Source organism: Phycisphaerae bacterium (assembly GCA_018003015.1).
Classification (GTDB): domain Bacteria; phylum Planctomycetota; class Phycisphaerae; order UBA1845; family PWPN01; genus JAGNEZ01.
Genome location: JAGNEZ010000001.1, coordinates 53,403 through 80,393, shown reverse-complemented (window position 1 = coordinate 80,393; position 26,991 = coordinate 53,403). Strand labels below are relative to the sequence as shown.

The 26,991-nt window shown below is 63.8% G+C and carries 13 protein-coding genes; 5 read left to right on the top strand and 8 right to left on the bottom strand.

All coding sequences use genetic code 11. From position 1 onward, the window contains the following. Positions 1-75: 75 nt before the first annotated feature. Positions 76-1,839, top strand: coding sequence for a hypothetical protein (locus KA354_00275; GenBank protein MBP7933052.1), 1,764 nt, complete (start codon positions 76-78; stop codon positions 1,837-1,839). Between the two features lie 125 nt (positions 1,840-1,964). Here KA354_00275 and KA354_00270 read toward each other — a convergent pair whose 3' ends face one another. The 5 genes from KA354_00270 to tadA form a co-directional block, all read right to left on the bottom strand. Beyond that, complete coding sequence (locus tag KA354_00270; GenBank protein MBP7933051.1) at positions 1,965-4,856, bottom strand: discoidin domain-containing protein; 2,892 nt, start codon at positions 4,854-4,856, stop codon at positions 1,965-1,967. 21 nt (positions 4,857-4,877) lie between these two features. Next, positions 4,878-5,693: a hypothetical protein gene (locus tag KA354_00265; GenBank protein MBP7933050.1), complete on the bottom strand. Its 816-nt coding sequence runs from the start codon at positions 5,691-5,693 to the stop codon at positions 4,878-4,880. Between the two features lie 11 nt (positions 5,694-5,704). Then, positions 5,705-6,730, bottom strand: a complete 1,026-nt coding sequence (locus KA354_00260) for a thioredoxin-disulfide reductase (GenBank protein ID MBP7933049.1) — start codon at positions 6,728-6,730, stop codon at positions 5,705-5,707. Between the two features lie 134 nt (positions 6,731-6,864). Then, a complete protein-coding gene (locus tag KA354_00255) occupies positions 6,865-7,851 on the bottom strand; it encodes an endonuclease/exonuclease/phosphatase family protein (GenBank protein MBP7933048.1) in 987 nt (328 codons plus the stop codon). Positions 7,852-7,865: 14 nt separating this feature from the next. Next, positions 7,866-9,110 carry a Flp pilus assembly complex ATPase component TadA gene (gene tadA / locus KA354_00250; protein ID MBP7933047.1) on the bottom strand — a complete coding sequence of 415 codons (1,245 nt, stop codon included), beginning with the start codon at positions 9,108-9,110 and terminating at the stop codon, positions 7,866-7,868. A 121-nt stretch (positions 9,111-9,231) separates the two neighbouring features. On the opposite strand from tadA, the gene corA reads away from it, so the two are divergent. After that, on the top strand, positions 9,232-10,206 hold the full coding sequence (corA, locus tag KA354_00245) for a magnesium/cobalt transporter CorA (GenBank protein ID MBP7933046.1): 975 nt from the start codon (positions 9,232-9,234) through the stop codon (positions 10,204-10,206). Positions 10,207-10,210: 4 nt separating this feature from the next. Here the strand turns inward: corA and KA354_00240 are convergent, their stop codons facing one another. Next, positions 10,211-13,429 (bottom strand): hypothetical protein, encoded by a 3,219-nt coding sequence (locus tag KA354_00240; GenBank protein MBP7933045.1) that lies wholly within the window; start codon positions 13,427-13,429, stop codon positions 10,211-10,213. A 159-nt stretch (positions 13,430-13,588) separates the two neighbouring features. Beyond that, positions 13,589-15,730, bottom strand: a complete 2,142-nt coding sequence (locus KA354_00235; protein MBP7933044.1) for an acetate--CoA ligase family protein — start codon at positions 15,728-15,730, stop codon at positions 13,589-13,591. Between the two features lie 953 nt (positions 15,731-16,683). Here KA354_00235 and KA354_00230 point away from each other — a divergent pair. From KA354_00230 to KA354_00220, 3 genes are all read left to right on the top strand, one after another. Continuing rightward, on the top strand, positions 16,684-18,627 hold the full coding sequence (locus KA354_00230) for an ABC transporter ATP-binding protein (GenBank protein MBP7933043.1): 1,944 nt from the start codon (positions 16,684-16,686) through the stop codon (positions 18,625-18,627). Positions 18,628-19,075: 448 nt separating this feature from the next. Continuing rightward, positions 19,076-19,891 carry a prepilin-type N-terminal cleavage/methylation domain-containing protein gene (locus tag KA354_00225; protein ID MBP7933042.1) on the top strand — a complete coding sequence of 272 codons (816 nt, stop codon included), beginning with the start codon at positions 19,076-19,078 and terminating at the stop codon, positions 19,889-19,891. A 415-nt stretch (positions 19,892-20,306) separates the two neighbouring features. Then, positions 20,307-24,764 (top strand): SUMF1/EgtB/PvdO family nonheme iron enzyme, encoded by a 4,458-nt coding sequence (locus tag KA354_00220; protein MBP7933041.1) that lies wholly within the window; start codon positions 20,307-20,309, stop codon positions 24,762-24,764. A gap of 839 nt (positions 24,765-25,603) precedes the next feature. On the opposite strand, the gene KA354_00215 is transcribed toward KA354_00220, so the two are convergent. Next, positions 25,604-26,863 carry a serpin family protein gene (locus KA354_00215; protein MBP7933040.1) on the bottom strand — a complete coding sequence of 420 codons (1,260 nt, stop codon included), beginning with the start codon at positions 26,861-26,863 and terminating at the stop codon, positions 25,604-25,606. Between the last annotated feature and the right edge of the window lie 128 nt (positions 26,864-26,991).

The following is a 26,991-nucleotide window of genomic DNA, read 5'->3' as shown; positions in this document are numbered from 1 at the left end:
CGCTATGGAAATTACTACAATAGGTGGGAGAGGACGCTTGCGCGGGGGGCGAGCGGTGTAGCACAGGAGAGGTCGATGAGAAGCACATTGGGGGGAAGGGCGGGGTATTCGTTCGAGGGCAAGCTCTTCGCATGCCGGGCTCGATTTGCCTTTCGCACGCCATTGGCAGTTGGTCTTCTGATTCTGAGTTCGCTCCTCGCGGGCCCCGCACGGGGGGAGGACTTCTTCTGGAACGCGGTCCAGCCCTATAACGAGGGCCCCTGGGTCGGCGGCGACTACGTCGATGGCTTTCCCGACCGGCCATGCGGGCGTGATTCCAAAGGATATTCCATTTACACGAAGGCCAACTACTGGCAGCGGAGCTGTTGCGGCTGCACGTACCTGCCGTACCCCCATGGGCCGTCCGATCAGGCTTTCCTGGGGAGCGGCTACAACGTGAACCTGTACCGGGGTTGTGGGTATCCAGACTGCAACGTCTCCATCGCCACGCTAGACATGGGCTGGAAGGGTCACCTGGGTGTGTACGCCGACTTGAGTGTTGCGGCTCCCGTGGTCGTTCCGGTCAGCTGCATGCTCAGCCTCTACGCAGGATGCAGTCTCAACGCGACCGTCATCAATCAGGGCGAGCTCGACGGTTACATGAACCCGGACGAGGCGATCGCGTTCACCGGATCCATCAAGAACACCGGCCGCATGTACATCAGCGGCATCTGGCACGGCGGGGCTGGAAGCGAGGGCCTGACGAATTCCGGCGCGGGCTTCATCGATTCGGAGTCTTTCGATACCGATCTGCCGGTCACCAACGCCGGATCGCTCTGGAGCATGGCCTCCAGCGTTACCTTGCGAAACACCTTCACCCAGAAGGCCGGGACGCTACTAGTTAACGGTTCCAGCTACTCCACGAGCCTGAGCAACTTCCAGCCGCTCGATATCCAGGGCGGTATGGTCTGCGGCGAAGGGCCCATCACCGGGCATGTCAACAACAGCGGCGGCATTGTTGCCCCCGGCTTCCCCGGTGGGTGGTGGTTTGGCAGCTCGATCGGCCGACTGGTTGTCGGCAGTCTCACTCAGGGGAGCAATGGCACGATCCAAATTCATCTGCTGCAGGGCGATGGGGAGATTCTGTATCCGACGCAGCAGGCCGACCAAGTCGTGGTGACCGGCCAGGCCGTTCTGGCGGGAACGCTGAACGTGATCCATACCGCCCCGCAGCTGGCCGGCGAGCGGTACATTGTGGTGAGTGCGGCCGGCATTTCGGGTCAATTTGACCAAGTTACCGGGCCGGGCAGTTACTCGCTCACGTACGAGCCGGCTCGCGTGGTTCTGACGGTGATCGATCCGGGCGGGGATCAGATCTCGCCGACCGTCGCCATCGACAGCCCGACGGTCTACTCGGAATACACGACCGGTTTGGCCGCCGTGGATTTGTCAGGCACAGCCTTGGACGACGTCGGCGCGGCGTGGGTCGAGTGGGCCAGCGGGCCGCTTGGCGGAGCATGCGTGGGGACGACGGATTGGTCCGCCGCAGGTATTCCTCTGCAACCGGGACGCAACATGATTACGATCACCGCCCGAGATGCGGCCGGCAATGAGGGCGTCGCTAGGCTGGCAGTTACGCGGATTTGCCCGCCGTGGGATATCGACTGCGACGGCCGGGTGGACCGGAATGATGTGGAGCACTTTGTGGCGTGCCTGAGTGGTCCGGCAGTCCCGGCGGCATCTGGCTGCATGCACAGAGATTTCGACAACGACGGCGACGTCGATCAATCCGATTTCGGCTTCCTCCAGCGCTGTTTTGGCGGCCCGAACGTCTTGGTTGATTCAGACTGCGGGAGCTGAGGGGTAGTGGTCATCAATCAGCAAGGACAAAGCCGAAACGCCGAAAGGTGGAATGACGCCCTCTTTGTTTCCTTCCTGGAGACGGGGAGGAAAAGGTCTGAGCGTCAAGATGCTTCCAGGGCGGGCTATTTCGCTTCGATCTCGTAGATGGTAGGCACTTCGGTGGCGGCGACGACCAGCAGGCGGATTCTGCTTGTCTCGACCGCAGGGAAGCGATGGCGAACGATCGTCCTCTTTGCCGGTTTGACCGCGGTGATCAGGTCTTTCCATTCATTGCCGCTTCCGACTTGCAGTTTGTAGCTGGTGATTCGGCCGCCGGCTGCTTCCTTGAAGTTGATCGTGCTGATGGTAAATGGTTTGCCGAAGTCCACGGACAGCCATGCACCGGCCGTCTCCCCCTTGGCGCTGTTCCATCTCGTTTCTGGGTTGCCGTCGATCGCCTTGTCCGGGGTGTGTTCCGCCGCCCACACGGATGAAGCGGTGGCCTTGGCGCCCTCTGCCGTGAGGGCGACGTTGACCTTGTTGGCTGGCTCGTTCCAGCTGAGGGCGACCGGGGCCAGGATCTCCACGGCGTCAAGAATCCGCTCTTCGGGGGGCGGGATTGGTCCGGATGTCTTGGGCTCGTCGTCCACGGCTTCCTTGCCGATCAGCCAGGCGGAGGCGCGCACATCATCCTGCGGCTGGAACTCGGCCTCCACCCGGGTGGTGCCGGCGGGCAGATCGAAGATCGCCCAAGTCCATCCCCCCGGCGCCGAACGCCCGGCTCGCCATCCGGCGGCTGACTCGCTGACTTGAGCCTCGATCGTCCTGCCCCCGGCTGTGACCCGAGACTCAGGCATCTGGAAAGGCGTCTTGGCCTCGCAGAGCAGCCAGAGTTGTTTGTCCGGCGCATGGCCACCGGCGGTGAACGCCAGGCGTACTCTGTGATCCGGGGAGATCTCGGACTGAAGGGCATCCGCGGTCACCTTCGAGCGGGCTTCCGGCAGGGCCGGTGCTTCCTGGTAGCCGCCGAGAGCGATCAAGCGAGTCTCGTACGGTCGCAGTTCGAGTGTCAGGGTGTGGCCGTATGAGAAGTAGCCCGCCAAGCGGCCGAATTGGGGATAGAGGCACGCCATGGGAGCGTTGGCGAGGTTCTTGTCGACGCCGAGCGACTCGTCCAGTTTGAGTTCCACCTGGCGAGGTTTGGCCCAGGGATTGCGTACCATGAGCAGGCCCCGACCACGATCGAAATGAGCGTAGCCGTAGGGATCGCGAGGGATATCCTGCTCCCAGACCCGGGTTTTCCTCTCGTCGTTCCAGTCGCCGGTCAGGATGGGTTTGGTGTGGGCCAGGAGGTCGGCGTTTCGGCGGGACCAGGTCATCAAATGGGCAAGGAATCGCCATCGCCTGGGCGTCATGTGCTTCGGATTGATGTAGAGTGGGATAAAACTGTGCCCGCGCAGGACGGAGACCACGGCGTCGTTCTGGAGCGGCTCGGCGGTCTGGTGGATGATGCCCAGCACTTCCTGGGCGTAGATGGGCATGAGGATGTCGCGGGCGCCCTGGAGGTTGAAGAAGTCGCGGGCGGTGGTGTAGCTCTCGCGGTAGACCGGGCAGGCGACCCGGCCACCCGGGGCGTCGTCGCCGAAGGTGCCAATGACGGTGTTGACGTGGGCCAGCCACCAGGGGCTGGGCTTGAATCCGAAGCACGTGGCTTCCATCCAGATGCTCGGGTTGCTCTTTCGCAGGGCCTGGCAGGTGGCGATGAAGCCCTCGGCCATCTTCTCAGCGGACAGCTCGCCTGGCTCGTGGCCGTGGTCACGCTCGGGACACATCGGCTGGTAGCCGTCGAATTTGTAGTGGGCGATCCGGTACTTGCGAACGTGTCTGACAAGGGCGTCGCGGAATCCTGCGGCGTATTTTGGGCCGGCCAGGCAGGCATAGCGAATACCGCCGACCTTGGCGGTCTTGAACGTCTCGTACCCGTTTCGCATGGCCCACTCGCTGTCCAGGCCGCCGGCGTGGGGGTAGCAGCTGCTGGGCGATGTCCAGAGGGCTACGGAGGCTCCCATCCTGCCCAACTCGCGGGCCAGCGGTCGGAAGCCTTGCGGGAAGTTGGCGCTGTCGATCTGCCACATCGACTGACTGCGTGCCCAGCCCATGTCCAGGCAGAAGCTGTCCAGCGGGCCGCCATGGGGTCCGTAGTACTGTTGCTGGAACACACGGATGATGTCCAGCATGTGCTGCTCGGTGAAGGGATACGGCGCCGACCACCAGCTGTTGTACTGGATGTGCATGGGTGGCGACAGCGGGCGCAAGGAGGCGATGTAGGATTCGAATGCTTCGCGGCTCCGGCCGGAGGGGCAGACGCCATAGACGGTGGGCTTGGCGTGATAGCTCTGTCCGGCCGCCAATCGGACACCTGGCTTACAGGACAGGCTCGCGATGTCGTTCCGCACCACGGCCTGGGCAGCGGGGAACTCGACGCCCGCGTAGAACGAATCACACAGTACTGGATAGCTTTGCCAGCCCTCGAACGGCTGGCGGGCATTCAGCCCCTTGAGACTCAGGGCATCGATTACGACCTCCTTCAGCAAGACCGGCCGGTCGGATCGTTCGATCTCGATGACCACGCGCTTGCCGATCCGGGGTGAGGAGCGGTCGAGCTCGATGCTGGTCCGGCAGCGCACGGCCGCACCCGAGCCCGGGAGCGGCTTGGCCGGCCAGCTGAACCGCCAGACCTCGCCGACGATCGCGGGGATCACCATCGGGCGAGCGGAGGAGCCGTCGAATCCCGAGACCTTGCCCGAGTCGATTTCCAGCTCTGTAGGGCCGATGGGGATGGCCAGTCTCTGGCCGGTTTGCCGGTTGGACAGGGTCAGGGCGGACTCGCCGCGCGTCCACGTGGCTCGAAGCCGGCTGTTTTGCCAGTCCAGGTTGTTGATGAATGGCTCGGTGCAGCCGGTAGCCACCCACGCCAGAGTGGCGATCGTGGCCAGATTGCGAATGGTGTGCCAGCCGCCGATTCTCGGGATCATTGATGATCTCCTCGAAGAAGCTCAGGGTGACGGTGGAGTTGAATCCGGCCGAGCGGGTGGCCGGACGCCGGAACTGCTCTTGGCGGTCACATCGCGGACTCTCCGGGCGGGCGAACCTCCCCAGTATTCGTGAGCGCCGATCTTCGTGTCCGGCAGGACAAAGGATCTGGCCGCGATGACCGCATGAGGGCCGACCTCCACGCCGGCGGTCAGCAGGGCCTGCCCCCCGATCACGGCGTTGTCGCCGATCGTGACCTTGGCGAGATAGAAGCCGCGATGGTCGAAATGGTGACAGGCGATCATGCAGTCGAAGCCGAACTGCACATTGCTGCCTGCTTCGACGAGGTAGGGATCGAGCAACTTCACCGTATCGCCGAGCGTGGTCGAGGAGGTATGCGGTCCGAAGTACCGGCGGAAGAGAGGGCGGAGGGGCCAGACCCTGGTGAGTACGGATGAGAACATGGCCGCCCACGGCGGATCGAATCGGGCTTTTGACAGCAGGGTGTTGAGCAAGAACACCAGCAAGACCAGAGGCGGACGACCGTCCGGACCCAGTTGGTGCAGTCCGGGGGTCGGGTACGGGATGATGATGCGAAACCCCAGCAGTGCCAGGAGATAGCCATAGTTGAAGGCGAAGACGGCCGCCAGGAGAACCAGGATCCAGACGGCTACTGACGAGCTGCCGACCCCGAACCGAAGGATCAGCCAGATGGCCGGCCACAAGCCGGCCGCCATCATGATCAGTTCGAGGATTAGCCCGACCACGAGCAGGAACCGCTTGCCCCTATCGCGGTCGACTGTTCGGCTCAGGCCAGTATTCGGAAGTTGTTCGTCCATGGTTGCGGGTTTCACTCGATCTCGTGTTCGACCAGCCATCGCTCCGCGTCGATTGCGGCCTTGCAGCCCATGCCGGCCGCGGTGATCGCCTGGCGATAGACGCTGTCCACGACATCGCCCGCCGCGAACACGCCGTCGACGCTGGTCGTCGTGCGGTACGAGTCCGCCAGCTTGATGTAGCCCTTCTTGTCCAGCTCGAGTTGTCCCTCGAGAAACGCCGTAGCCGGGGTGTGCCCGATGGCCATGAACAGGCCGCCGACGGGCAGATCGCTCACTTGGCCGGTGACGGTGTCCTTGAGTTTGAGGGCCCTGATCCGGTCCTGCCCGAGGACATCGATCGGGATCTTGTTCCAGAGGATCTGGATCTTGGGGTTGCTCAATGCGCGCTGGGCCATGATCTTGCTGGCCCGGAGCTGATCACGGCGATGGATCATGTAGACCTTGCCGGCGAACTTGGTGAGGTAGCTCGCCTCCTCGACGGCCGAGTCGCCGCCGCCAACGACAGCAACCTCCTTGCCGCGAAAGATTGGCAGGGCTCCGTCGCAGATGGCGCAGGCGCTGACGCCGCCGCCGGTCCGGGCGAGCCGCATCTCATTCTCGAGCCCCAGCCAGTTGGCGGTTGCCCCGGTGGCCACGATGAGGGTGTGCGTCTCGATGACGGAGTTGTCCTCGCCGATGACCTTGAACGGCCGGCGGAACAGATCCACCCGCTTGCAGTCATGGTACTTGTAGGTATGTCCGTCGTCGGGGTTGGAGACATCCGGCGTCTGCCCTTCGTCCGTCTGGATGCGGGTACCGAAACGGACCGCTTGCTGCTCGAGGGAGCTCATGAGTGTGGGGCCGGTGACGCCTCTTGGGAAACCCGGGAAGTTGTCCACCTCGGTGGTGAGCATGAGTTGCCCGCCCGGCAGGATGGTGGCGGGGTCCTGTTTGGGACGTCCGGCGAAGACCAGGGGCTCGAGATTGGCCCGGGCGGCATAGATGGCCGCCGTCCAACCCGCGGGTCCGGATCCGATGATGACGAGTTTCTCTGGCATGAAGACCTCTATGAGGAAACGACGGTCCGGGGGCCTCAGCATGGCGCGGCCACGGTCTCCCCTGGTTGGGGTGGCGCTTCGATCGGGTGGCACGGAGGCCCACTCGTGCCTCGGGATTCTAAATGGCCTTGCGGTTAGCGTCCACCCGGCTGGGTGGCGGATGGACGCAGCTCCAGCGTCGCAATGAGCGGGAAATGGTCCGATGGATACCGGTCCCCGCGATGGTCGCGGATGATTTCTGCCTCGCGGACTTTGATGCCGGGCGGCACCAGGATGTAGTCGATCTTATCTCCGGTGGTACGACCCTCGAAACCGTTGAACGTGCCGACGACCTTCTCGTCGGGGTAGGCGACGCGAAACGTGTCGACCAGTCGTGGCCAGAGCCGAGCCTGGGCGCTCGTTGCGGAGAGCCCTGCCGCGGGGGCGGTGCTGGTCATCATGCCCTTGGCAAAGGCGAGGGTTGGATTGTCCTCGCCCGCGTTGAAGTCGCCCGTCAGAACGAACGGTTCGGGATGAGAGCGGGCCCCGATTCGCTTCAGGATCAGCCGGATTCCTTTTTCGCGGGCCGGTTGTGATTGGTGGTCGAGGTGGGTGTTGAACACGTAGAAGCCCGGTCCCGGGGGCAAGGCGGCCCGGTCGGCGTTCTCGCCCTTCGCCTCGAGGAATCTGGCCCAGGTACAGACGCGGGTGATGCTGTTGCCCCAATGCTTGGAACCGGGCACCTCGGGCGTATCCGACAGCCAGAACGTGCCGTGCTCGCCTAGCTTGAAGCGGTCTCGCCGGTAGAGAATGACGCTGAACTCGCCCTTCGCCTTGCCGTCGTCCCGGCCGACGCCGACCTCCTCGAGGCCCGGTACCGCCTCGCGAATCTCGTCGATCTGGAACCGCAGGGCCTCCTGCAGGCCGAGGATGTCCGGCTTGTGCCTGCGGATGATCTCGAACGCCATCTCTCGGCGATTCTCCCAGCGGTTCTCACCGTCATTTGCCGTGCCGTAGCGGATGTTGAAGGTCATGATCCGGACGTCGGCCGGAGTCGACGGCGCAGAGGCGGGGGGGAGCCGATCGCCCGGCATCGGAGCGGCGACCGCCCACACCAGAGTCAGTATGCACGATGCTTGCATGAGGCCTCGAAGGTTTACTTGAGTTCGATTCCCTTGAGCCGGCTCTTGAGCTTCTCGGCCTGGTCGCCGGCGTGCTCGAGGGCGAGATGGAAGTCAACCCACTCCTCCGTGACCAGCCGGTGGAGTGAGTCCACATATGTGACACAGCCGATTTCCTTCATCGCCGGTTTGTCCATCTCGGCGATCGCGTCGACGTAACGGCGTTCGCGGATGTACCGCCGGGTCAGGGGGTTCGGCATGAAGATCTCGTAGGCCGGAACGACGTCGATCCCAGGCTTGAGGCAAGGCAGAAGCCGCTGGTTAATGATCGCGGCCAGGTTGTCGGCCAGGGTGCCGAGGATTCGCTGCTGTTCGGTCACATCGTAATAGGCCAGGATGCGGTCGAAGGCCTGTCCGGCGCCTTCGCAGTGGAGGGTGCCGTAGATCAGGTGACCGGCCTGGGCGGTCTTGAGAGCGGCCTCGAGCGAGGCCCGGTCGCGCATTTCGCCGGCCAAGCCCACGTCGGGGTCCATGCGGACCAGGTTACGCAGGGCGATATCCTCGTTGGGGATGCCGTCCTCGCCGATCTCGATTTGAACCACAATCGATTTCTTCGCGGTGTAGACGTACTCGATGGGGTCTTCGATCGTGACCACCTTGCGGTGGAAGTTGCGGTTGATGTGGTCGAGCATGGCCGCGATCGAGGTGGTCTTGCCGCTGCCGGTCGATCCGGACATGACCACGAAGCCGCGGTGGCCCTCGGCGATATCGATGTAGTTGTTGGGCAGGTTGTAGGCCGAGAAGTCCTTGATCTCGTCGAACCGGCGGAGCGAGATGCTGCGTCCGATGAATGACTCGACGATGTTGACGCGGAAGCGGTTACGGTCCAGGTGGTAGGACATGTCGATACAATGGTTGCGGTTGAACCGTTGCCGCTGGTTCTCGTTCATCATCGCGGTCGTGATGAGGCCGAGGTCGTTGGGGGTCAGTGGCTTGGACTTCACACTCCGGATGACCCGCTCGATGCGGTAGTCTGGGGGACGGCCGGGGTTCAGGTGCAGGTCGGTGGCCTTGGGGCGGCCGGGGGCGGCCTCCATATTGCGGAGGAGCATCTCGAAGACCGCGCGGGCGTTCTGCTCGGTGATTCGGAGATCGGTTCCGCCCTGGCCGGCAGCGGTGTCGCCGCTCCTGGCGTCCGCGGATGCGGAAAAATCGGATCCCCCGGGGGAGATGGGGCCGGAGTCATTTTCCGGCGATCGTGACGCGGATTCGGCAGCCATACTACTTCCTTGTCTTGAGGGAAATGGACACTCGTTGGCTCGATTCTAACCAGGGGGGGCAAGGTCGTCAAAGCTGCGCGTCGGCCCTTTACGGACGGCCGGGGTTTTCTACAATGGGACCATGATCGTCGCCCACGTGCGACATGTCGACGGTACCTCGGACGTTTACAACTCGCTGATCGAGGCAGCGAGGTCCCTGCGCGAAGCCGAGGCTCAGATCTGGCTGGATATCGAGGAGCCGGATGAGTGGACTCTGGCCCTGCTGGGCGAGGCCTTCTCCCTCCACCCCCTGGCCATTGAAGACTGCCTCCACGGCGAGCAGCGGCCGCACATCGATCCCTACGACGGCTACATATTCATGGTCGTGCACGCCCCGATTCTCAACGAGGACAAGGAGTTCCTGGGCACGCGGGAACTGGCCCTGTTCGCATCTTCGCTCTTCGTGGTCACGATTCACCATGAGGCTCTCGAAGCCCTGAAGGTTGTTCAAAGCCGCTGCCAGCGTGATCCGGAGAACGTCCTCGGGCGCGGTATGGACCATTTGCTCCACATGATCGTGGATGGCCTGATTGACGGCTATCAACCCCTGCTGGAGCGGCTGGAGAGCGAGGCCGGCAAGCTGGAGGACGAGGCCCTGTTCGATCCCCAGGACGACATCCTCGAACGGATCTCCGATTTTCGCGGGCAGCTCATGCAGGTTCGCCGTTACCTCTCCCCCCAGCGCGAGGCCGTTGGTCAGCTGGCTCGGGGTGAATACTCCTTCATCGGCAAGAACATCCGGCCGTATTTCCGCGATGTGCTCGACCACCTGACACGGCTGGCGGAGGAAATCGATCTCTACCGCGAGCAGATCGTCAGCGCCCGCGAACTGTTCATGTCCTCGATGTCCCAAAGAACCAACGAGACGGTGAAGCTGATGACCATCTTTGCGTCGATCATGTTGCCGTTGACGCTGGTATCCGGGATCTACGGGATGAACTTCAAGCGGCTCTGGCCGCCCGTCGACCATCCTTTCGGGTTCTGGATCGTCATTGGGGGGATGATCGTGCTGAGCGTGATTCTGCTTGCCGTTTTTCGGCGGCGGAGATGGCTGTAGCCGGTCAGCAGACGGTCACGACCAAGCCCTCGGGATTGACCGCGAAGTCGAAGAACCGGGCACGGGGGTTAGGGGGCGCGTCCTCGAGATCGCGACGCAGATGGACCGCGTCTCCCGCCGAGCGGCAGACCAGGAGCATGAATCCGCCGCCGCCCGCTCCGATCAGTTTCGCCCCGTGCACGTGGTTTCGAACGCGGGCCATCAGGGACTCGACCTCGGCATTCGTCGAGTTCGGGTCGAGTTCCTTGTTCAGCTCCCATGCGGTCGTGACCAGCCGGCCGAACGCCGCCCGGTCCTTGCGTGACACGGCGTCGGCCATGCTCGGAGCCAGGGCGTGGATCCGGTGCAGCGTGGCCATGGCGTGGCGGTTGCGGTCCAGATACCGGCCGACGACCTGCTCGAGGATGTTCTTGGCCAGGCGGGTGATCCCGGTGTAGTACAGGAGGGTGGTTCGGCCGTTGAGATGCGGGTCGAGCACATCGGGCGGCAGGAAGTGGATGGCGGCGTCGGGGATCAGGCCGGCTCGGCTGCGGATGATCTTGGCTCCGCCCACGGAGCCGCCGATCTGGTCCTGCCAGCCGCCGCCGGTAGTCAGAGCCTGCTCCAGTCGAAGGACGTCGTGGAACAGGTTACGCTCGGTGGGCGTCTTGCCCAGCACGCGTTGGATGACGGCGAGCGTCACTGCTCCCATGATGCTCGATGTCCCCAGCCCACTGCCCTTGGGGATAGCGGCCAGGGTGGTCAATTCGATCCCGCCGCCGAATTGCCGCAGCATCTCCGGCAGGGTGATGCCCGGCGGCCAGGCCGCCGCGTCCGGCGAGAATCCGGAGAGGGCCAGGGCCGCCTTCGCCAGGGCGAACTCGCTGCCCGGCTGGCGGTAGTCCAGCAGGGTCGCCAAGTCGCTGACCTCGAGGGTGACCCCCAGATCGATGGACGAGATGCGGATCATCGGCCGTGGGATCACGCGGGCATACGCCTGGATTGGCGGCTGTCCGTTCAGGTTGACGGCCGTGTTGACCACGCACCCGCCGTGTTCGAGCGAGTAGGGGGGAGTATCGCTCCAGCCGCCGGCGACGTCCAGCCTTGCGGGCACGCGGCCCCAGACGATCTCATCGCTGCGTAGTGCCTGGCGCGGAGGGGGTGGCAGTTCGCCTCCGCTGGCGAGGATGGTCCGGCCCAGACCCCTGAACGCCGCGGCCTGCAGGCGCTCGGACCACGCGCGAACCGGCTGCTGCGGCCCCGGCTCCATCCCGACGGACTGCAGCCATGCCTGCTGGTAAGGCGTCAGCTGCTGTTCGAGGGAAGGGAGGGCGGTCGCCAGCGGGATTCCAGGGTCGGCGGTCGCTTGCTCCAGGGCGCTGCCCAGGGTGTGAACGACGCGCGGGAAGACGAGCGACTCGAGGCCGCCCGACCCGCGTGAGGCCCCGTCGTGATGCCATTGGGCCTCGGCCAGCACGGCCGCAACCCACGCCGCCGGATCGCGTGATTTCCGCAGGATGGCGGCCAGGTCCGATGCGGAGAAACCGCTGTCCAGGCGGAACGTCCTGCGCAGCGAGCCGCGAATTCGCGCCGCCCGGATGTCGAGTCGCCGTTGGAGGAACGCTTCCGGGTCGGCCAGATTTGCCATCTGGGTCAGGCTGTAGCGATCCGCTGTTCGCCATCGAGCCTTCTGTTCGGCGGACGCTCGGGTCGGTTCGAACATCCACAGCCAGTTTTGCCAGCCCTGCGGGTCGGTCTCGGCGGGAAAGACGCGCGCGTTCCACAACGTTCGCTGGCTGTCCGGCAAGCCGGGCTCCCAGACCTCGTCAGCGCCGGTCCCGACGGCCGCCAGCCATTCCGATGCCGGACGCCCGCAGAACGTGGCTCCGGCGGCCATCGATTCCTTGAACGTGTCCGCGATGCCGTAGCAGCGGACGAACCACCCGACCCGGCCTTCGGCGTTGCGTCCGCTGAGCACGTCCAGGCACGCTCCGGCTGGCAGCGAGAGCGGAGTGTCGACGTCCACGCCGGTGACCAGGTTGTCGCCGCCGAGAGTCAGCGGGGCCCGGATGCGGCAGCCCTCGACCCAGGCATTCCCGCCGATCATTTGCCCGTCAGCGACGGTCTCGGTGGTGACATCGAGAATCGTGTGGGGGACGGGTGTACCCTGGTCATGCTGCAGGAGGGCCTGTCCACTGTAGATGATCTGGCGGCTGGTCCCGAAGTGCAGGAATCCGCATCGCGGCAGGACGTTGACGCGGAAGGGCACTTCGTGCAGCCCTTCGAAGATCCGTTTCAGGCTCTCGATGTCCCAGGTCGATCCCGCTCGGCGGACGGAATCCAGGTACTGTTCGCAGCGGGTTGCCTGGCCCAATGCGCAGCAGATCTCTCGGTAGAAGTCCAGCCCGTGGTTCTCGATGATCTCGGTCAGGTCGGCTGCGAGGTGTGCCCGACCGCCGGCGACGGCCAGTCCGAAAACCGACAGGAGTCTCACGGCCGTTCGGGCGTCAAGATGGGTGACGCCGATGTCGAGCACGGTTTGACCGTAGGTATCGATGGCCCCTTCGGCCTGCTGCTCGGCGAGCGAGGGTTTCTGCAGGAATCGTCGTACGCCATTGCCCTCGTCCCGGCAGAAGACGCCGTGCCCGGTCGCCTGCTCCGGCGTGGTGAAGCAGCCCAGGCCGGTCATTCCCGATGCGGCGAGGGTGACTTCGCTGGGATCGAACCGCAACAGCACGTCCCCGGAGGTGATGACGATCTGCCCGGCCTCGTCGACCGCCGTGGGCAGAGCCAGGTAGGTCGACAGCTGCCGGTCGAACAGGGTTGCGGGCAGGCACGAGTCGCTGCCTGCCGGCACGGGGATGAACAGTTTTCCGCAGACTCCGTAGGCCGGCAGCCGGCGGGAATCACCCCCCGCGTGGACGATCAACACCCGCAGCCGCTCGAACACGCGGCACGGATCCTCGGTGCCTGCTCCGCACAGCGAAGTTCCAGGTCCGCTCGCCGGGCCTGGAATGGACCGGTTCAGCACCTCAAGGAGGCAGTACAAGGTGCTACCGCCGCTTCCGACCCGCTTGCCGCCGGGGTCCGGAACGACCAAGACTTCTCGGACGCCGGCGAGCAGGCCCAGTCTCCCGCGCAGGGCCAACTGTGTCCGGTAGGCCGCCGCCTGCATTTCGTTCGAGGCGGTGACGATCAGGTAATCCCAGAGGGCTGATGGCGAATGACTCGGCGTGTTCTTCATGCCTCGCTCCGGATGTCGTTGAATCCAGCGCCTGCCGGTCTTTGTGGGTCATGCGTCAAGCGGATGTTAGCATCCGGTCACCGGCCGGTCGAGCGCAAGGAAGAGCCTTCCGACCCGTCGGAGGCCGGAAGGCTGGTGGCGTCACGGGCTCGTCAAGGCTCACGCCGGCTTGCGGAGCATGATACGGCTGTCGGCTACCGAGCAGCCGCAGCCCTTGGGATGGACGATGAGCGGGTTGATGTCCATTTCCGAGATCTCCGGATGGTTGCACACCAGGGTTGAGAGCCTCAGCAGTGTGTCCACGATGCCTTCGATGTCCGCCTTCGGCTGGCCGCGGAAGCCGTCCAGGACCTGGAACGAGCGGATGTGATGGACCATGCGTTCGGCGGAGATTCGCCACATCGGAGCCAGCCGGAAGGAGACGTCCTTGAGCACCTCGACCATCGTGCCGCCCAGGCCGAACATCATCAGGGGGCCGAACCGAGCGTCCCGGCTGGCACCCAGGATGACCTCGACGCCCTTGCCGGCCATCTCCTCGACGAGGACGCCGTCGATCCTGGCGTTCGGCACGGCCTTTTTCACGTTGGCGTGGATCTTATCGTAGGTGGTCCTGGCCTCGTCCGGCCCGTTGACGTTCAGGATCACGCCGCCCGCGTCGAACTTGTGGACCACGTCGGCGGACATGACCTTCATGACTACCGGCTTGCCGATGCTGGTGGCGATCGTGGCCGCTTCCCTCGACGACCGGGCCGTCCCGCTCTTGAGCAGAGGCAGTCCGTAGCACTCCAGGATTGGGCGGCATTCGGCCTGAGTCAGGTAGCGCTCCTGGTGGCCATCGAGGCATCCGGCGACCAGTTCCCTGGCCTTCTCCACCTTGAGGTTGGTGAAGGTGGGCATCTCGCGCCGCGGGATATCCATGTTTTCGACCAGCCGCACGGCCGCCGCCAGGCTCTTCACTCCATCTTCGGGGAAGGCGTAATTGGGTACACCCGCCGCCCGCAGGATCGCCACGCCCGGGGCGACGTCGCGGGCGCCCATGAACGAGCAGACCACTGGCTTGTCGATACCCTTGAGGATGCCCGGGAGGACCGACGCGGTCTCCTCGACCTCGGTGACCGACTGCGGGGTCAGGATGACGAGGCCCATGTCTACCCCGGGGTCATTGAGGACCTCGTGAGCCGCAGTCTTGTAGCGGTCGGAGCGGGCGTCTCCGATCACGTCGATCGGGTTTCGCAGCGAGGCGGAGTCGGGCAGGGCGCCCTTGAGCTTCTCGCGGGTCTCCTCGGTGATTTCGGCGAGCTTGAGTCCGCACTTGACGGCCGCGTCTGTGGCCATGATGCCGGGCCCGCCCGCGTTGGTGATGATCGCAATCCGCTTGCCCTTGGGCAGCGGCTGGGTGGTGTAGAGGGCCGCGTAGTCGAACAGCTCCGCGATGGTATCGACCCGCTGCACACCGCTCTGAGCGAGCAGCGCGTCGTAAACCGAGTCGGAGCCGGCCAAGGAGCCGGTGTGACTGCTGGCCGCCTTGGCCCCTTCCGGTGAACGACCGGACTTGAGGCACAGCATCGGCTTGCGTGTCTCCCAGAAGATGTCCCGGGCGGTTTCGATGAACGGCCGACCGTGGGTGATGTCCTCCAGGTACATGGCGATGACCGCGGTCTGAGGATCGTTCGCCAAGTAAGCGAGGAGGTCAATCTCGTTCACGTCGGCCTTGTTGCCGAAGCTGATGAACTTGCTGAAGCCCATGTGCCGTTCCTCGGCGTAGTCCAGCACCGAACAGCAGAGAGCCCCGCTCTGGGACACGAAGGCCAGGTTGCCGTGCGCGGGCATCTTCCGCCCGAAGGCGGCATTCATCTTGATCCTCGGATCGGTGTTGATCACGCCCAGGCAGTTCGGTCCGACCAGCGGGACATCCGCCCGACGTACCCGCTCGGTCAGTTTGGCCTCCAACGCCGCGCCCTTGGCGCCGACTTCCTTGAAACCTGCGGAGATAACCACCAGTCCCTTGATGCCCAGGGAGATGGCTTCCTCGGTCGTGTCCATCACCGCCTTGGAGGGGACAATCATGACGGCCAGGTCCACACCACCTGGGATTTCGCTCAGCGACCTGTAGGCGTGGACGCCCAACACGTGCGGGCTCTTCGGGTTCACCGGGTACACCGAACCGTCGAAACCGCTCAGAAGCAGGTTCCGGAAGATGTCGTTGCCCACCGTGCCCGGCCGGGTCGATGCTCCGACCACGGCGATCGACTTCGGACAGAAGATGGCGTCAAGCTTGCTCCCCAATGCCCCGGTGCCCATGACAGTATCTCCTAGGTACAGATCGTCGGCTGCGAATACAGCGCGACCGGTCGCGCGTCGACGCAGGCGCGATCGCCCGGCACTTCAATAGCGACGTTACCCCTGACGGCTACCCATCGGCGGGCCAACCCCTGCGGGACCCCTACGGTGTGGACTGCCGCTCGCCTCGGCCGGTACGTCCGTCGGATCAGGGCAGAACCGCACGCACGTGTCCGGCCGTCTCCGGTCACGAAGTTCGTACCCGCACCATGCTAGCTGTCGATGGGTGGGGCTGTCAATGTGCTGTCTTTGAGGACCTGGGCTGGCCCAGTCGGGCCGGTGGAAACCTGACCTTTAAACGAGACGATCTGAGTCTCGGCCTTGAACAGGCTGGGACCGGGAGGCATACGAGATCCATCGTCGCCGGGGGCTAGTCCGGTCACGTCGGGATGGTTCCGAGCTATCGGCCCACATCGTCTGACAGAAGGAGCGTTGACCATCGAGCGGGGCCTCGTGGTGCGCCATGGTTCGTCGGCGCTGAACATGGGCGACGGTCGTGGCGACTCCGCTGCCTGGGGCCGCAACCCAGCGTGTCCGTGGCCGCGGTTTGAACCATCACGCACTCGGTCCGACAGGGCGGAGTGCGTTTTCTGTGGGGGGCGGTCAGGCGGCCTGGCCATGGGGCAATGGAAAGGACGGGCCGGTGACCGCCCATGGCGAGACTGCGTCCGTGAAGCAGCCCGCCGGTGGAAGAACCGTTTCCAGGCCGTTCATTGTCTGGCTCGCGGACCCTTGGCCTCTTGAAGGCGATGTGACCTAATCCACTGGTGGTCGCCGGTGGGCGCGTTCAAGCCCTCCGCCTTGGCGGTGAAGACCCTGGAGATGAGTCATCCGCGAAGCGGTGTCAGAGGTATCCAGATCGTGGTGACGCTGCACGGGTTCGGTTTCGGTTCGCGCGGTGCTATGATGAGGCGATGGACTCCAGCCGACGACGCTACCAGGAGTACACCCGGCAGCTCAAGGAATCCCGCCGGAGCCGCAGGGTCCTTCTCTCGGGCAGGGGCTCGAACCAGAGGAATCGGTCTTTCGGCCGGTTGTTCGCCGAGTTCCTTTCTCTGCTGCGCGGGCACAGGCTGACCATCGGGCTGGCCGTGGCCGCCCTGACGGCGGGGACCCTGCTCAAGCTGATCCCGTTGTACAGCACGAAGATCGTGCTGGACAATGTCCTGGCGGGTCATCCTCTCCCGCCGACGTGGCCGTCCTGGCTGCAGTTGCCTGCTGATCGCCGGATGTTGCTGACCGTGGTCGCGATCGCCACGGTGGTCATTTCCGTGCTGGCGCTGGTCATCAACACCTGGAGCCGGTGGCAAGCGACACGGGTCACCAAGCGCGTGCAGGTGTCCGTTCGCCGCAGGGTGTTCGATCACGCCGCCCGCCTGCCCCTGCATCGCGTTTACGAACTCAAATCCGGAGGCGTGGCCAGCATGCTCCGCGAGGACGCCGGGGGGGTTGCCGATCTCATCTTCGCCATGCTCTACAATCCCTGGCGGGCGGTCATTCAGCTGCTCGGAAGTCTGGTCATTCTGGTGTGGGTGGATTGGCGGTTGCTGCTCGGGTCCATGACCCTTATCCCCATCGTGCTGGCGACGCAAAGTGCGTGGCTCAACCGCATCCGGCCGCTTTACCGCGGGGTCCGGGCTGCGCGCCAGCACATCGACAGCCACGCCACGGAGACGTTCGGCGGCATGCGTGTGGTGCGCAGTTTCTCCCGCCAACGAACCGAGTCGGGCCACTTCGTTCGCAACACCAACATGATGATCCGGCAGGAGCTGCTGGCGTGGTGGTGGATGCGCGGCGTCCAGCTGGTGTGGGCGATGCTCATCCCGGCCGCTTCCGCGGTTCTGCTGTGGTACGGCGGCATGCGAATCCTGGACGACATGGAGCGTGTCCAGGCCAGCACGCTGGCCCTGGTGGACGCCTTCACGGTGGGCGATCTGGTCATGTTTCTCGGCTACCTCGTTGCCCTGCTCTCGCCGCTGGAGACGCTGGCCGAAAGCGCCACCGGTATCCAGAACAATCTCGCTGGACTCGATCGGGTCCTGGATCTCATGGCCGAACCGACCGAGATGCCCGCTCGTCCCGGCGCCATCCTGGTGCCGCGGGACAGGGTGCGAGGACGCCTCACGCTGCGCCGGGTCTGCTTCGCCTACCCCGGCCAGGCCAAGCTGGTGCTCAGTGACGTGAGTCTGGATGCGGCTCCAGGGGAAATCGTCGCCCTGATCGGTCCCAGCGGTGCCGGCAAGACCACGCTGTGCAATCTCATTGCCCGGTTCTACGATCCGGTGAACGGAGCGATCGAATTGGACGGTGTGGACCTCCGCGAGATCGAGGTGGAGAGCTACCGTCGCTTGCTCGGCATTGTCGAACAAGACACGTTCCTGTTTGACGGGACCATTGCGGACAACATCGGCTACGGTCGCCGCGGCGCCGGTCCTGCAGGGATTGAGGAGGCGGCCCGGCTCGCGAATGCCCACGAGTTCATTACGGCGATGAAGGATTCCTACCAGACACTGATCGGGGAGCGCGGTGTGAAACTCAGCGGCGGGCAGCGCCAGCGGATTGCCATCGCCCGGGCCCTGCTGGCCGACCCGCGCATTCTCATCCTCGACGAAGCCACCAGCAACCTCGACACGCACAGCGAGCGTCTGATCCAGACAGGGCTGGAGACTTTGCTGGCCGACCGGACGAGCTTTGTGATTGCCCACCGTCTCAGCACGATCGTGCACGCCGACCGGATCGTCGTCCTCGATCACGGCCGGGTGGTCGAGCAGGGTACCCACCAGGATCTGATGCATCGGAGCGGTCGATACCGGCAGATGCTCGAGATGCAGGCTCAGCCGATTCCCGGCTCGTCTTGACCGGCTCACCGACGATCAGGCCGCTGCTGTATGGGTATGCCCAGCCATTCCGGTCGTCTTGGCCTGTCGCCTCGGGCCGTGCCTTGGAAGCGCTTGCCGCCCATCGCGACATGCACGGACTCGGCCGGTCGTTGATGGGGAAACGGAAGCTCACCTTCAGTGGTTTTCGGCGAACAGGCGCGGCCGAGCACAGTGCGGTCGCCCATCTGAGCCCTGGTTTGGCTCCGCCACGGGGCCAGATGAGCCACCCTTGGCCTCCTTCGGCTGCTGGGGGTTGGCCGATTCCCGTTCTCGCCGCGAACTCCGCCGCCGCGGCTTCGTAAGTGCAGGATCTGGAAGGAGTTGTGAAAAACGCGGTGTTGGCTTTATGCCCTTCGGGAGGTGGGGGGTTTCAGATCCTCCGCCTCCGCCTTATGATAGCCGATATCCGGTCTTGGAGGTGCATACCATGAGACGCCGGGCTTTCACTCTCATCGAGGTACTGGTGGTGGTCACGATCATCGCTTTGTTGATCGCCGTCCTGATACCGTCCTTGGCTCGTGCCCGAGAGCTCTCCATGCGTGCCGTCTGCCAGAGTAACACGCACCAGTTAGGCCTGGGTTGGACGATCTATGCTGCGGATTTCAGGGGTAACCTGGTGAGTGGGGTGGCCGCCTACTGGGTGGACAACCAGGGCTGGGTCAAGCAATACGGGAATTGGGACCAGCGCAATCCCGCCACCTTTTCGGCGGCTGCTTTCACGAAGGGCATCAGGGAAGGCGCCCTGTTCAAGTACGTCCGCAACGTAGACTCCTATCATTGCCCGGCCGTCAAGAAGGGCTATGAGACCCTCACCTACAGCACGACCATCGCGATGAACCCGTCGACGCCGACCAACACCTTTGAGAACTGGACCGCCTGGACGGGGGCATACGCTGACGGGCGGATTCCCCGCAATATCGGCCACATCGCGAGGCCGTCGTCGCGCATCGTCTTTCTGGACCATTTCCCCGAGGATGCCGACTTCCTCTGGGCGATCTACTATGATGCTCCTCAACTGTGGAACCCGATCCCCGGTCGCCACACCAAAGGCACGGTCATGGCTTTTGCCGACGGCCACTCCGAGTACTGGCGATGGACAACCAAGAAGATGAGAGCCGCCGCGGGTGAGACCTGGGAACAATGCACTGATCCCGGCCCCCTGCGAGGCGACCGGGACTTCATCCGCCTCTATCTGGCCACCTGGGAGAAGAAGGGGCCGCACGGATATCCCGGCGCCCTGTGACCATTGGGGCCGTCCCCAGGCCCTTCGCCGCGCGTCCAACTCTCGGCGGCTGATCAGACTGTTCGGAGATGCCGTGACAGGCACGCGCTGAATCCTCCCGGAAACGGGCAGCCAGCCTGGCCCATCCCAACTCCACCAGGCTCGTTGCCGGAAACGAACTCGAGGGGCTCGCGAACACTAGCATCACACTCTCGGGCGCTGGGGCAGCGTTGCAGAGAACGCCTCGTTTGAGGAGGACACCCGGCGGTTCGTTGGGCATGTGGTTTGGGCACTGGACACTAGACGCGATAGGGGGAGAGTTCGTACAATGAACGAGGCTTGGCGGGTCGACGCCGGACAGCATCTCGCGACACATCTCATTCAAGTGGCTGTCCTGCGCCACATCTTAGTGAGATAGGCATGAGGGGTACCCTCTATGGCATTCTGTACCTGCGCGGTGATTCCTACTCGCGATCTTGGCCACCTCCGGTGTCGCTTGCGGGCTGCAGTCCTGGGCACCTGGCTAGCGTTCGCCATGACCGTGGTCTCACCGGCACAGGGTGACCCGGTGGAGCCAGCCGACGCGTCCATCCTGCTGAGCAATTCGAACTGCAACTATCTGTCGTTGGGCCCACAGGGACCCTCGAGTCCGTACACCAACGTGAGCATGTTCGCTATCGTGCGGCGGTTCGCCAACAGCGGCAGCGGAAGCTATGTACTGTCCACCGGCGGTCCCAGTTGCTATCGCTATGCGATGGGCCAATCCAGTTCCACGCGGCGACTGACTTTCTGGCTCGACTCGGTCACCGCGCTTGATTCGGGCATCCCGGTCGAGGACAACGCTTGGATCGCGGTCGCAGTTGCCTATGACGCGACGGCCCACCGGGCGACGTTTTTTCATCAACGGCTCACCGGGCCGGACGGGGTCACCTATCAACCGAGTAGTTACCCTCTCCAGACAAAGACCCTGACAACCGCGGCGAATCCGGTGACCGGCGGTGACGAAGCCAGGATCGGGCATGGCTCCAACGCGGCCAGCACCTACATGTGGGATGGCGGGATTGCGGCACCGTGCCTGTGGCACAACTACCTTGTGACCGCCACCGACTTCCAAGGACTACTGCCCGGCATGTCAGACGTTGGCAGGATACCCTCCGACCTGGGTCTTCCGGGCGATCTGCAGTTCTGGTTCGCCTTCAGCGGACGATCAGTCAATCAATGGGCAGACAACGCGGTGGCAATCACTGACACTTCCGGCCGACTGCTGACCGCGACCGCGTGCAAGTCTTCCACCGGCCGGTATCCGGTCTTCGATCTTGCCCCGTGGCTGCCCATATCGTTCTCGGCGCCGCGAACCAGCGCGTCCAGGCCTGTTCCTCGCTCCTGGCCGTTTCCTTATTCCGCGGCCTTCGCCATTGCTCACGATAACCATAGCCTGCTGAACCGCGAGGAGTACATCCGTTTACTGCGCTGGTTCAACACCGACCAAACCGATCCGGTCCATGGAGCAGGGCTGGATATGGAAACAACATTCAGCATCTGGGCCTTCGTGGGCAAGGGCTATCGGGCCGGCTGGGGACAAGAGAATGCCTTCTCATACTACGAACCTTTGGATCGTTTCTCCCCCGTGCTGAAGGAGAAGACAGCCGACGCCGCCGTCATTCGCCAGTTGATTTGGGACGGCCTCATTGACAGCCTGCATGGATACGGCGATTTCGGGAGCACTTCGGACTATCGCCCCATCTTTCGGCCGGAGTACGCCTCCGCGTTCATCGGGGACCTGACCCAGCACGGCCTGAGTCTGCCCCCGGTCTGGGTGAATCACGGCGACGGAGAGAACACCCACAACGTCGGACCCGCGACGATTCAGGCGGGCGACAACGGAGGGACGACGCCCGCACCGGAGTATCATTGGCACCTCACCAGGCAGGTTGGAAGCGGGATCTGGAGCTGGTTCGCCGGCAACCCCAGCGGACTCAACTCCGCCTATCTTTTCGCCGTGCCAGACTGGTCGGAGAGCCGCAACCCGCCGTGCAAACCTTACACCTATGACGACGGGCAACGAGGTTACGTCTTCCCTCGATTCGCCGCACGGATTCTGTGCAGGGTCGCGGACGATGGCCTCGCGGCCGTTGTGCCCGGCACCTACGCCACACTGACGGTGTCCGATGCCGCGATGCCCGGCTATGCCTGGTCAGCCGCCGATAGCGTGCTGATCTGGTCCAGCAGCACACATGAGGTCGGCCATGCCTGCCTGGCTGATGCCAAGCATGTTGGCGGTGTCTGGACGCTGACCCTTGGGCCTCAGAATCAGTTCCGGATTACCCAGAGCGCCCAGAACGTTCACTTTTACCTGATTCGGTGCGGCTATGATTCCGCCTCTTGTTTCTGGAACATGGCCGACTACTTCGACGAGCGAATCCTCGAGAACCTGGAGGCTCGGGGGGCACTGGCCATCGCCTATGCGCACCTCGAGTACTATGCCTACAACCCGAGCATGGAGAGCTACATTGGCTTCACGCCCGCTCGGCTGGCGGCTTCCTACGCAGGATTCCGCCGCCTGGCCGATCGCCACCACTCCGGGCGCATTTTCGTGGCCGGGCTTTCGCGGATGCTGCGTTATAGCCTGGTCCAGAACCAGGTGACATACCGCCTCACCCAGCCCCGAGCCAGCATCTACCGCGTCACCATCGATCCGACCTTCACGGATGGCGTTCTGGGAGTGGTGTCGCTGACTTCGGAGGCGTGTATGGGCTTGACCTTCTACAAGCCGACGGGGCTCGGATTGGAGGTGTACCTTGGCGATCAGCCGCTCGACATCACCCAGAACCCCCCGGACGCGACCGGGGCAGCTTCCTGCACGGTGAACTGGATCCGACTGCATTCCAGTCTGCTGCAGGATGATGAGTGCCCGGATGATCCTGACAAGACCGAACCCGGGGCTTGCGGGTGCGGCGTGTCCGAGGTCGACACGGACGGCGATGGGACGCCCGACTGCGTGGACGAGTGTCCAGCCGATCCGGCTAAGGTTGCACCCGGCCGGTGTGGCTGTGACGTTTCCGACGTCGATACAGACGCTGACGGCACGCCCGACTGCGTAGATGAGTGTCCTGCCGATCCGGCTAAGGTTGCACCCGGCCGATGCGGGTGCGGTGTGTCCGAGGTCGACACGGACGGCGACGGGACGCCCGACTGCGGCGTGTCCGAGGTCGACACGGATGGCGATGGGACGCCCGACTGCGTAGATGAGTGTCCTGCTGATCCGGCCAAAACCGCACCCGGCCAGTGCGGCTGCAACGTGCCCGACGTCGATACCGATGCTGACGGGACGCCCGACTGCGCAGACGAGTGTCCTGCCGATCCGGCCAAGGTTGCACCCGGCCAATGTGGCTGCGATGTGTCCGACGTCGATACCGATGCTGACGGGACGCCCGACTGCGCAGACGAGTGTCCTGCCGATCCGGCCAAGGTTGCGCCCGGCCGGTGTGGCTGTGACGTTTCCGACGTCGATACCGATGCTGACGGGACGCCCGACTGCGCAGACGAGTGTCCTGCCGATCCGGCTAAGGTTGCACCCGGCCAATGCGGCTGCAGCGTATCAGACGAAGACGAAGACGGTGATGGTGTGCCCGACTGCCTTGATGCGTGCCCGAACACGTATCCTTGGGTGAGCGTTGACGCCAATGGCTGTCCTCCCACCGGAATCCAGGATTTCGAACTCTTCGTGGCCTGCTTCTCAGGGCCTGTTATTCCATATCGTGAGAAATGCGCCGATTGGGATTTGGATGTTGACGGCGACGTGGACCAATCCGACTTCGGCATCTTCCAACTGCGGTTTGTACCGCGGCGTCCGCCGGGTGTGTTGTCGGTGGCCGAGTCTGATGGATTCGTCGGTGCGGGCGATCAAGGAGGCCCGTTCGCACCGGCCAGTAAGACCTATACCCTGTCCAACATCGGCGGCCGACCCATCAGCTGGACAGCGGAGAAGACTCAGGCGTGGGTCACCCTTTCGAGAGCCAGCGGCAAGCTTGCCGCTGGGGTTTCGGACATTGTGGAGATCTGGTTCAACGCCGAGGCGAGCCGATTGGCTGCGGGCAGCTACAGCGACACCTTGACTCTGACCAACGCCACGAACGCCCGCGGGAACACGGCGCGTGCCGTGAATCTGACGGTGAATGTCCGCGTCATTCCACCCGGCATGGTGCTGGTTCCAGCCGGCGAGTTCAATTACCAGAACGGACCGCCGATCTACCTTGCGACGTTCTTCATCGATCAATACGAGGTGACCAACGCCTCGTACTGCGAGTTCCTGAACAACGTCGACAAGACGGGGGCCCACTATTACCCCGGTATGAAGATCGACCAGATCGGCTCGAAGGGCAGCTACTCCTACACGGTCAAGGCCGGCAAGGCCAACTACCCGATCCAATGGGTGAGTTACGATGATGCCACCGCTTTCGCCGCGTGGCGGAGTCAGACTGAGGGCCGTGCCTACCGACTGCCGACTGAGCAGGAATGGGAGAAGGCTGCGGGTTGGGATCCGGAGGAGCAGAAGCTCTACAGATACGGCTTCCACCAGGACGTGATCAACTGTCTGTGGTGCAACTACCACCCAGAGGGCGCCGGTGCCTGTGTGGGCGGACCCACTCCCGTGGGCTACTACAACGGAACGAACGGCCGGAATGACGCCAAGAGCTACTATGGCTGCTACGACATGAGTGGAAATGTTCTGGAGTGGACCGAGAGTTGGTATACGGTGGATCAGCTTCGCGTGATCCGCGGTGGTTCGTGGGAATACGCCGCCATGTTCTGCACGGTGGCGGATCGTAACAACACCTCGCCGGCCTGGCGGAATATCACCTCTGGTTTCCGGTTAGTTCTGCCTGCCGAGTGACGCCCGGCTCGGCTATGTCGGCAGCCCGTGCCTGACCACATGGCCGCCGGCATCGAGTTCACTGACGAGCTGGGCCAAACGGCTTCCACCGCAGAGCACCGCCTGGCATCGACTTGCCCTTCTTCGGCTCCATCCGGCGACAGGGCGGGCGATGATGACTCCTTGGCGGATGGTACGTTAGGCATCAGAGGGAACGTGCCTGACACCGCCAGGCATCGAGGCTCCACAAAGAAGTTCAAACCTCCCCGAGCAGGAAAACCTCGTTATTGCATAACAGCTGGAGATGGCTATAAAGCCCATTTGGGTGTTCAGAGCTTCTGAATATCGCGGGCGACGAATCGTTCAACGAGCCGTTCCTCGTCAAACTCGGCGGGGCTGGTCGTGCGGTCCACTGGGATCGCCGGAGTGTTCGACATCAGCGTCCATATTAGACGATCGAGACCGGTTTGACTTACCGCGGAACAACATAGAGACCCGTGCAGCCCCGCGCGCCGCCCTCGCCAAGTAGTCGGCCGCGAATGAGGCTTGCCTCCTTGCCCCGAAGGGGCAATGGTCTGTAGCCAGGGGCTAAAGCCCCTTTTATAGGTTAAAAAGAGGGTACAAGCCCCGAAGGGGCGAAAGAAGGACTGGGTGTTGGTCGTCGCCCAAGAATCCCGCGGTCGTCGAATGGCCCTCGGCCAACGGGTGTACTCCCAACCGCTCTTGGAAGGCACAATGCGATCGTATACGCTGCGTATAGGCGATGGTAGGTTTCGGACAGCACCTTCCTGTAGGAGTCTTCATGCCGCTCGATCCTGAGTCCTCGCCAGTCTCCGCACTGCCGCGGGGCGGCTCCCGGATCAGCTCTTCGGATCCACCACTCGCCCCATGAACAAAATGCTCCCCGTCTCCCTGTCGCGGAGAACGAACAGGAACGGATGGTCGACGGTGAACTCGGCCTCGCTCCGTCTGTCGCGTTTCATGGTCACGGCCGTCGCCGCGGCCGCTTCGGTTCCCTGCTCAAAGACCTCGAGTTCGGTCTGATGGATCACGTTGGAGATGCACAGGTCGTGTACCTTGCCGTTCATGCCGGAGAAGTCGGCGGCCGCGGCGTCGAACGCATCCGCCATGCCCATCGCCGCAAGCGTCTTCGAGAGGTTGAACCGTGTACTGATCTTGAACTTGGGCAGCGAGACACGAACCGGCGTGGGCTTCGTCTGCTCGATCCAACCCGCGAGCTTGTCCGCGTCGAGCGACTTCTCCAGCCCGCTCAGTCCGTCCTTCTTCCGCGGCAGCAACACAACCAGACTCAGCCGTTTTCCCACATACGGCAATTCGATCAGACTCAGTTCGTCCCCCACGGTCGCGACCGGGAACCTGGCATCCTGGTGCATCATGGGCACGTTGACCTTCCGGTTCGCGTCCAGCCAGAACGGGGCGTCCTTTGTGAGCTTCGGGGCGAACTGGGACACCCAGTCCGCGCGGAAGTAGACGGCATTGGTCAGCACCAGCCGGGTCGATGCGTCGACATCTTCCTTCTGAAGGAGCTCCTTGATCTTGTCCTTGGTCTTCTCGGCCACCCAGGCGTTGATGGCCTGCCGGGCCTGCTCGATGCTCTTGGCGAAATCGAGTTGCTTGAAGCCCGCGCCGTAGAACTCGTTGTTGTTCGCGAGGAACGGAATGAGGAACTGCTCTCCCTGCTGACCCCACAGGGCGTTGGCGATGTCCAGGCTGCCGTGGGTGTCCTTGCCGGCCGTGTACAGCGACATCGCCAAATCCGCGAACGCCGGGGGTATCTTGCCCTTCGCCGGCTCGAAATGAAGCACCCGGGCCATCTGTTCCGCCGTCTGGCCGCCGGCACCCGAGTAGGTCATGGCCAGGGCCGTCGAAATGCTGTACGGCGAAAATGCCAGGTTACCGTCCATCGCCCGCAACTGGGCGTATAGATCCAGCCCGAACGCGGCGCTGCCTTTCGCCACGCTGATCGCGTCGGCGTTCAAGGGCTGCCCCGGTTTCGGCGACTTACGTTCCGCCGCGGCGGTCTCCGCCCACACGCTCGCTGTACTAACCATCGCCACCAGGCACGCTCCCACGGCGTGCGGTACCATTCTCTTCGTCATGGCCGGATCTCCTGCCCGCTGAGCGGGCGTTCCCGATGCTGACCCCGCCATCGGTTGCCGACCTCGGTTGGTCCCGCCCTTTGGACGCAGGAACGGCCGGCCGGTTCCCGAAACCCGGTCGTTTTCAG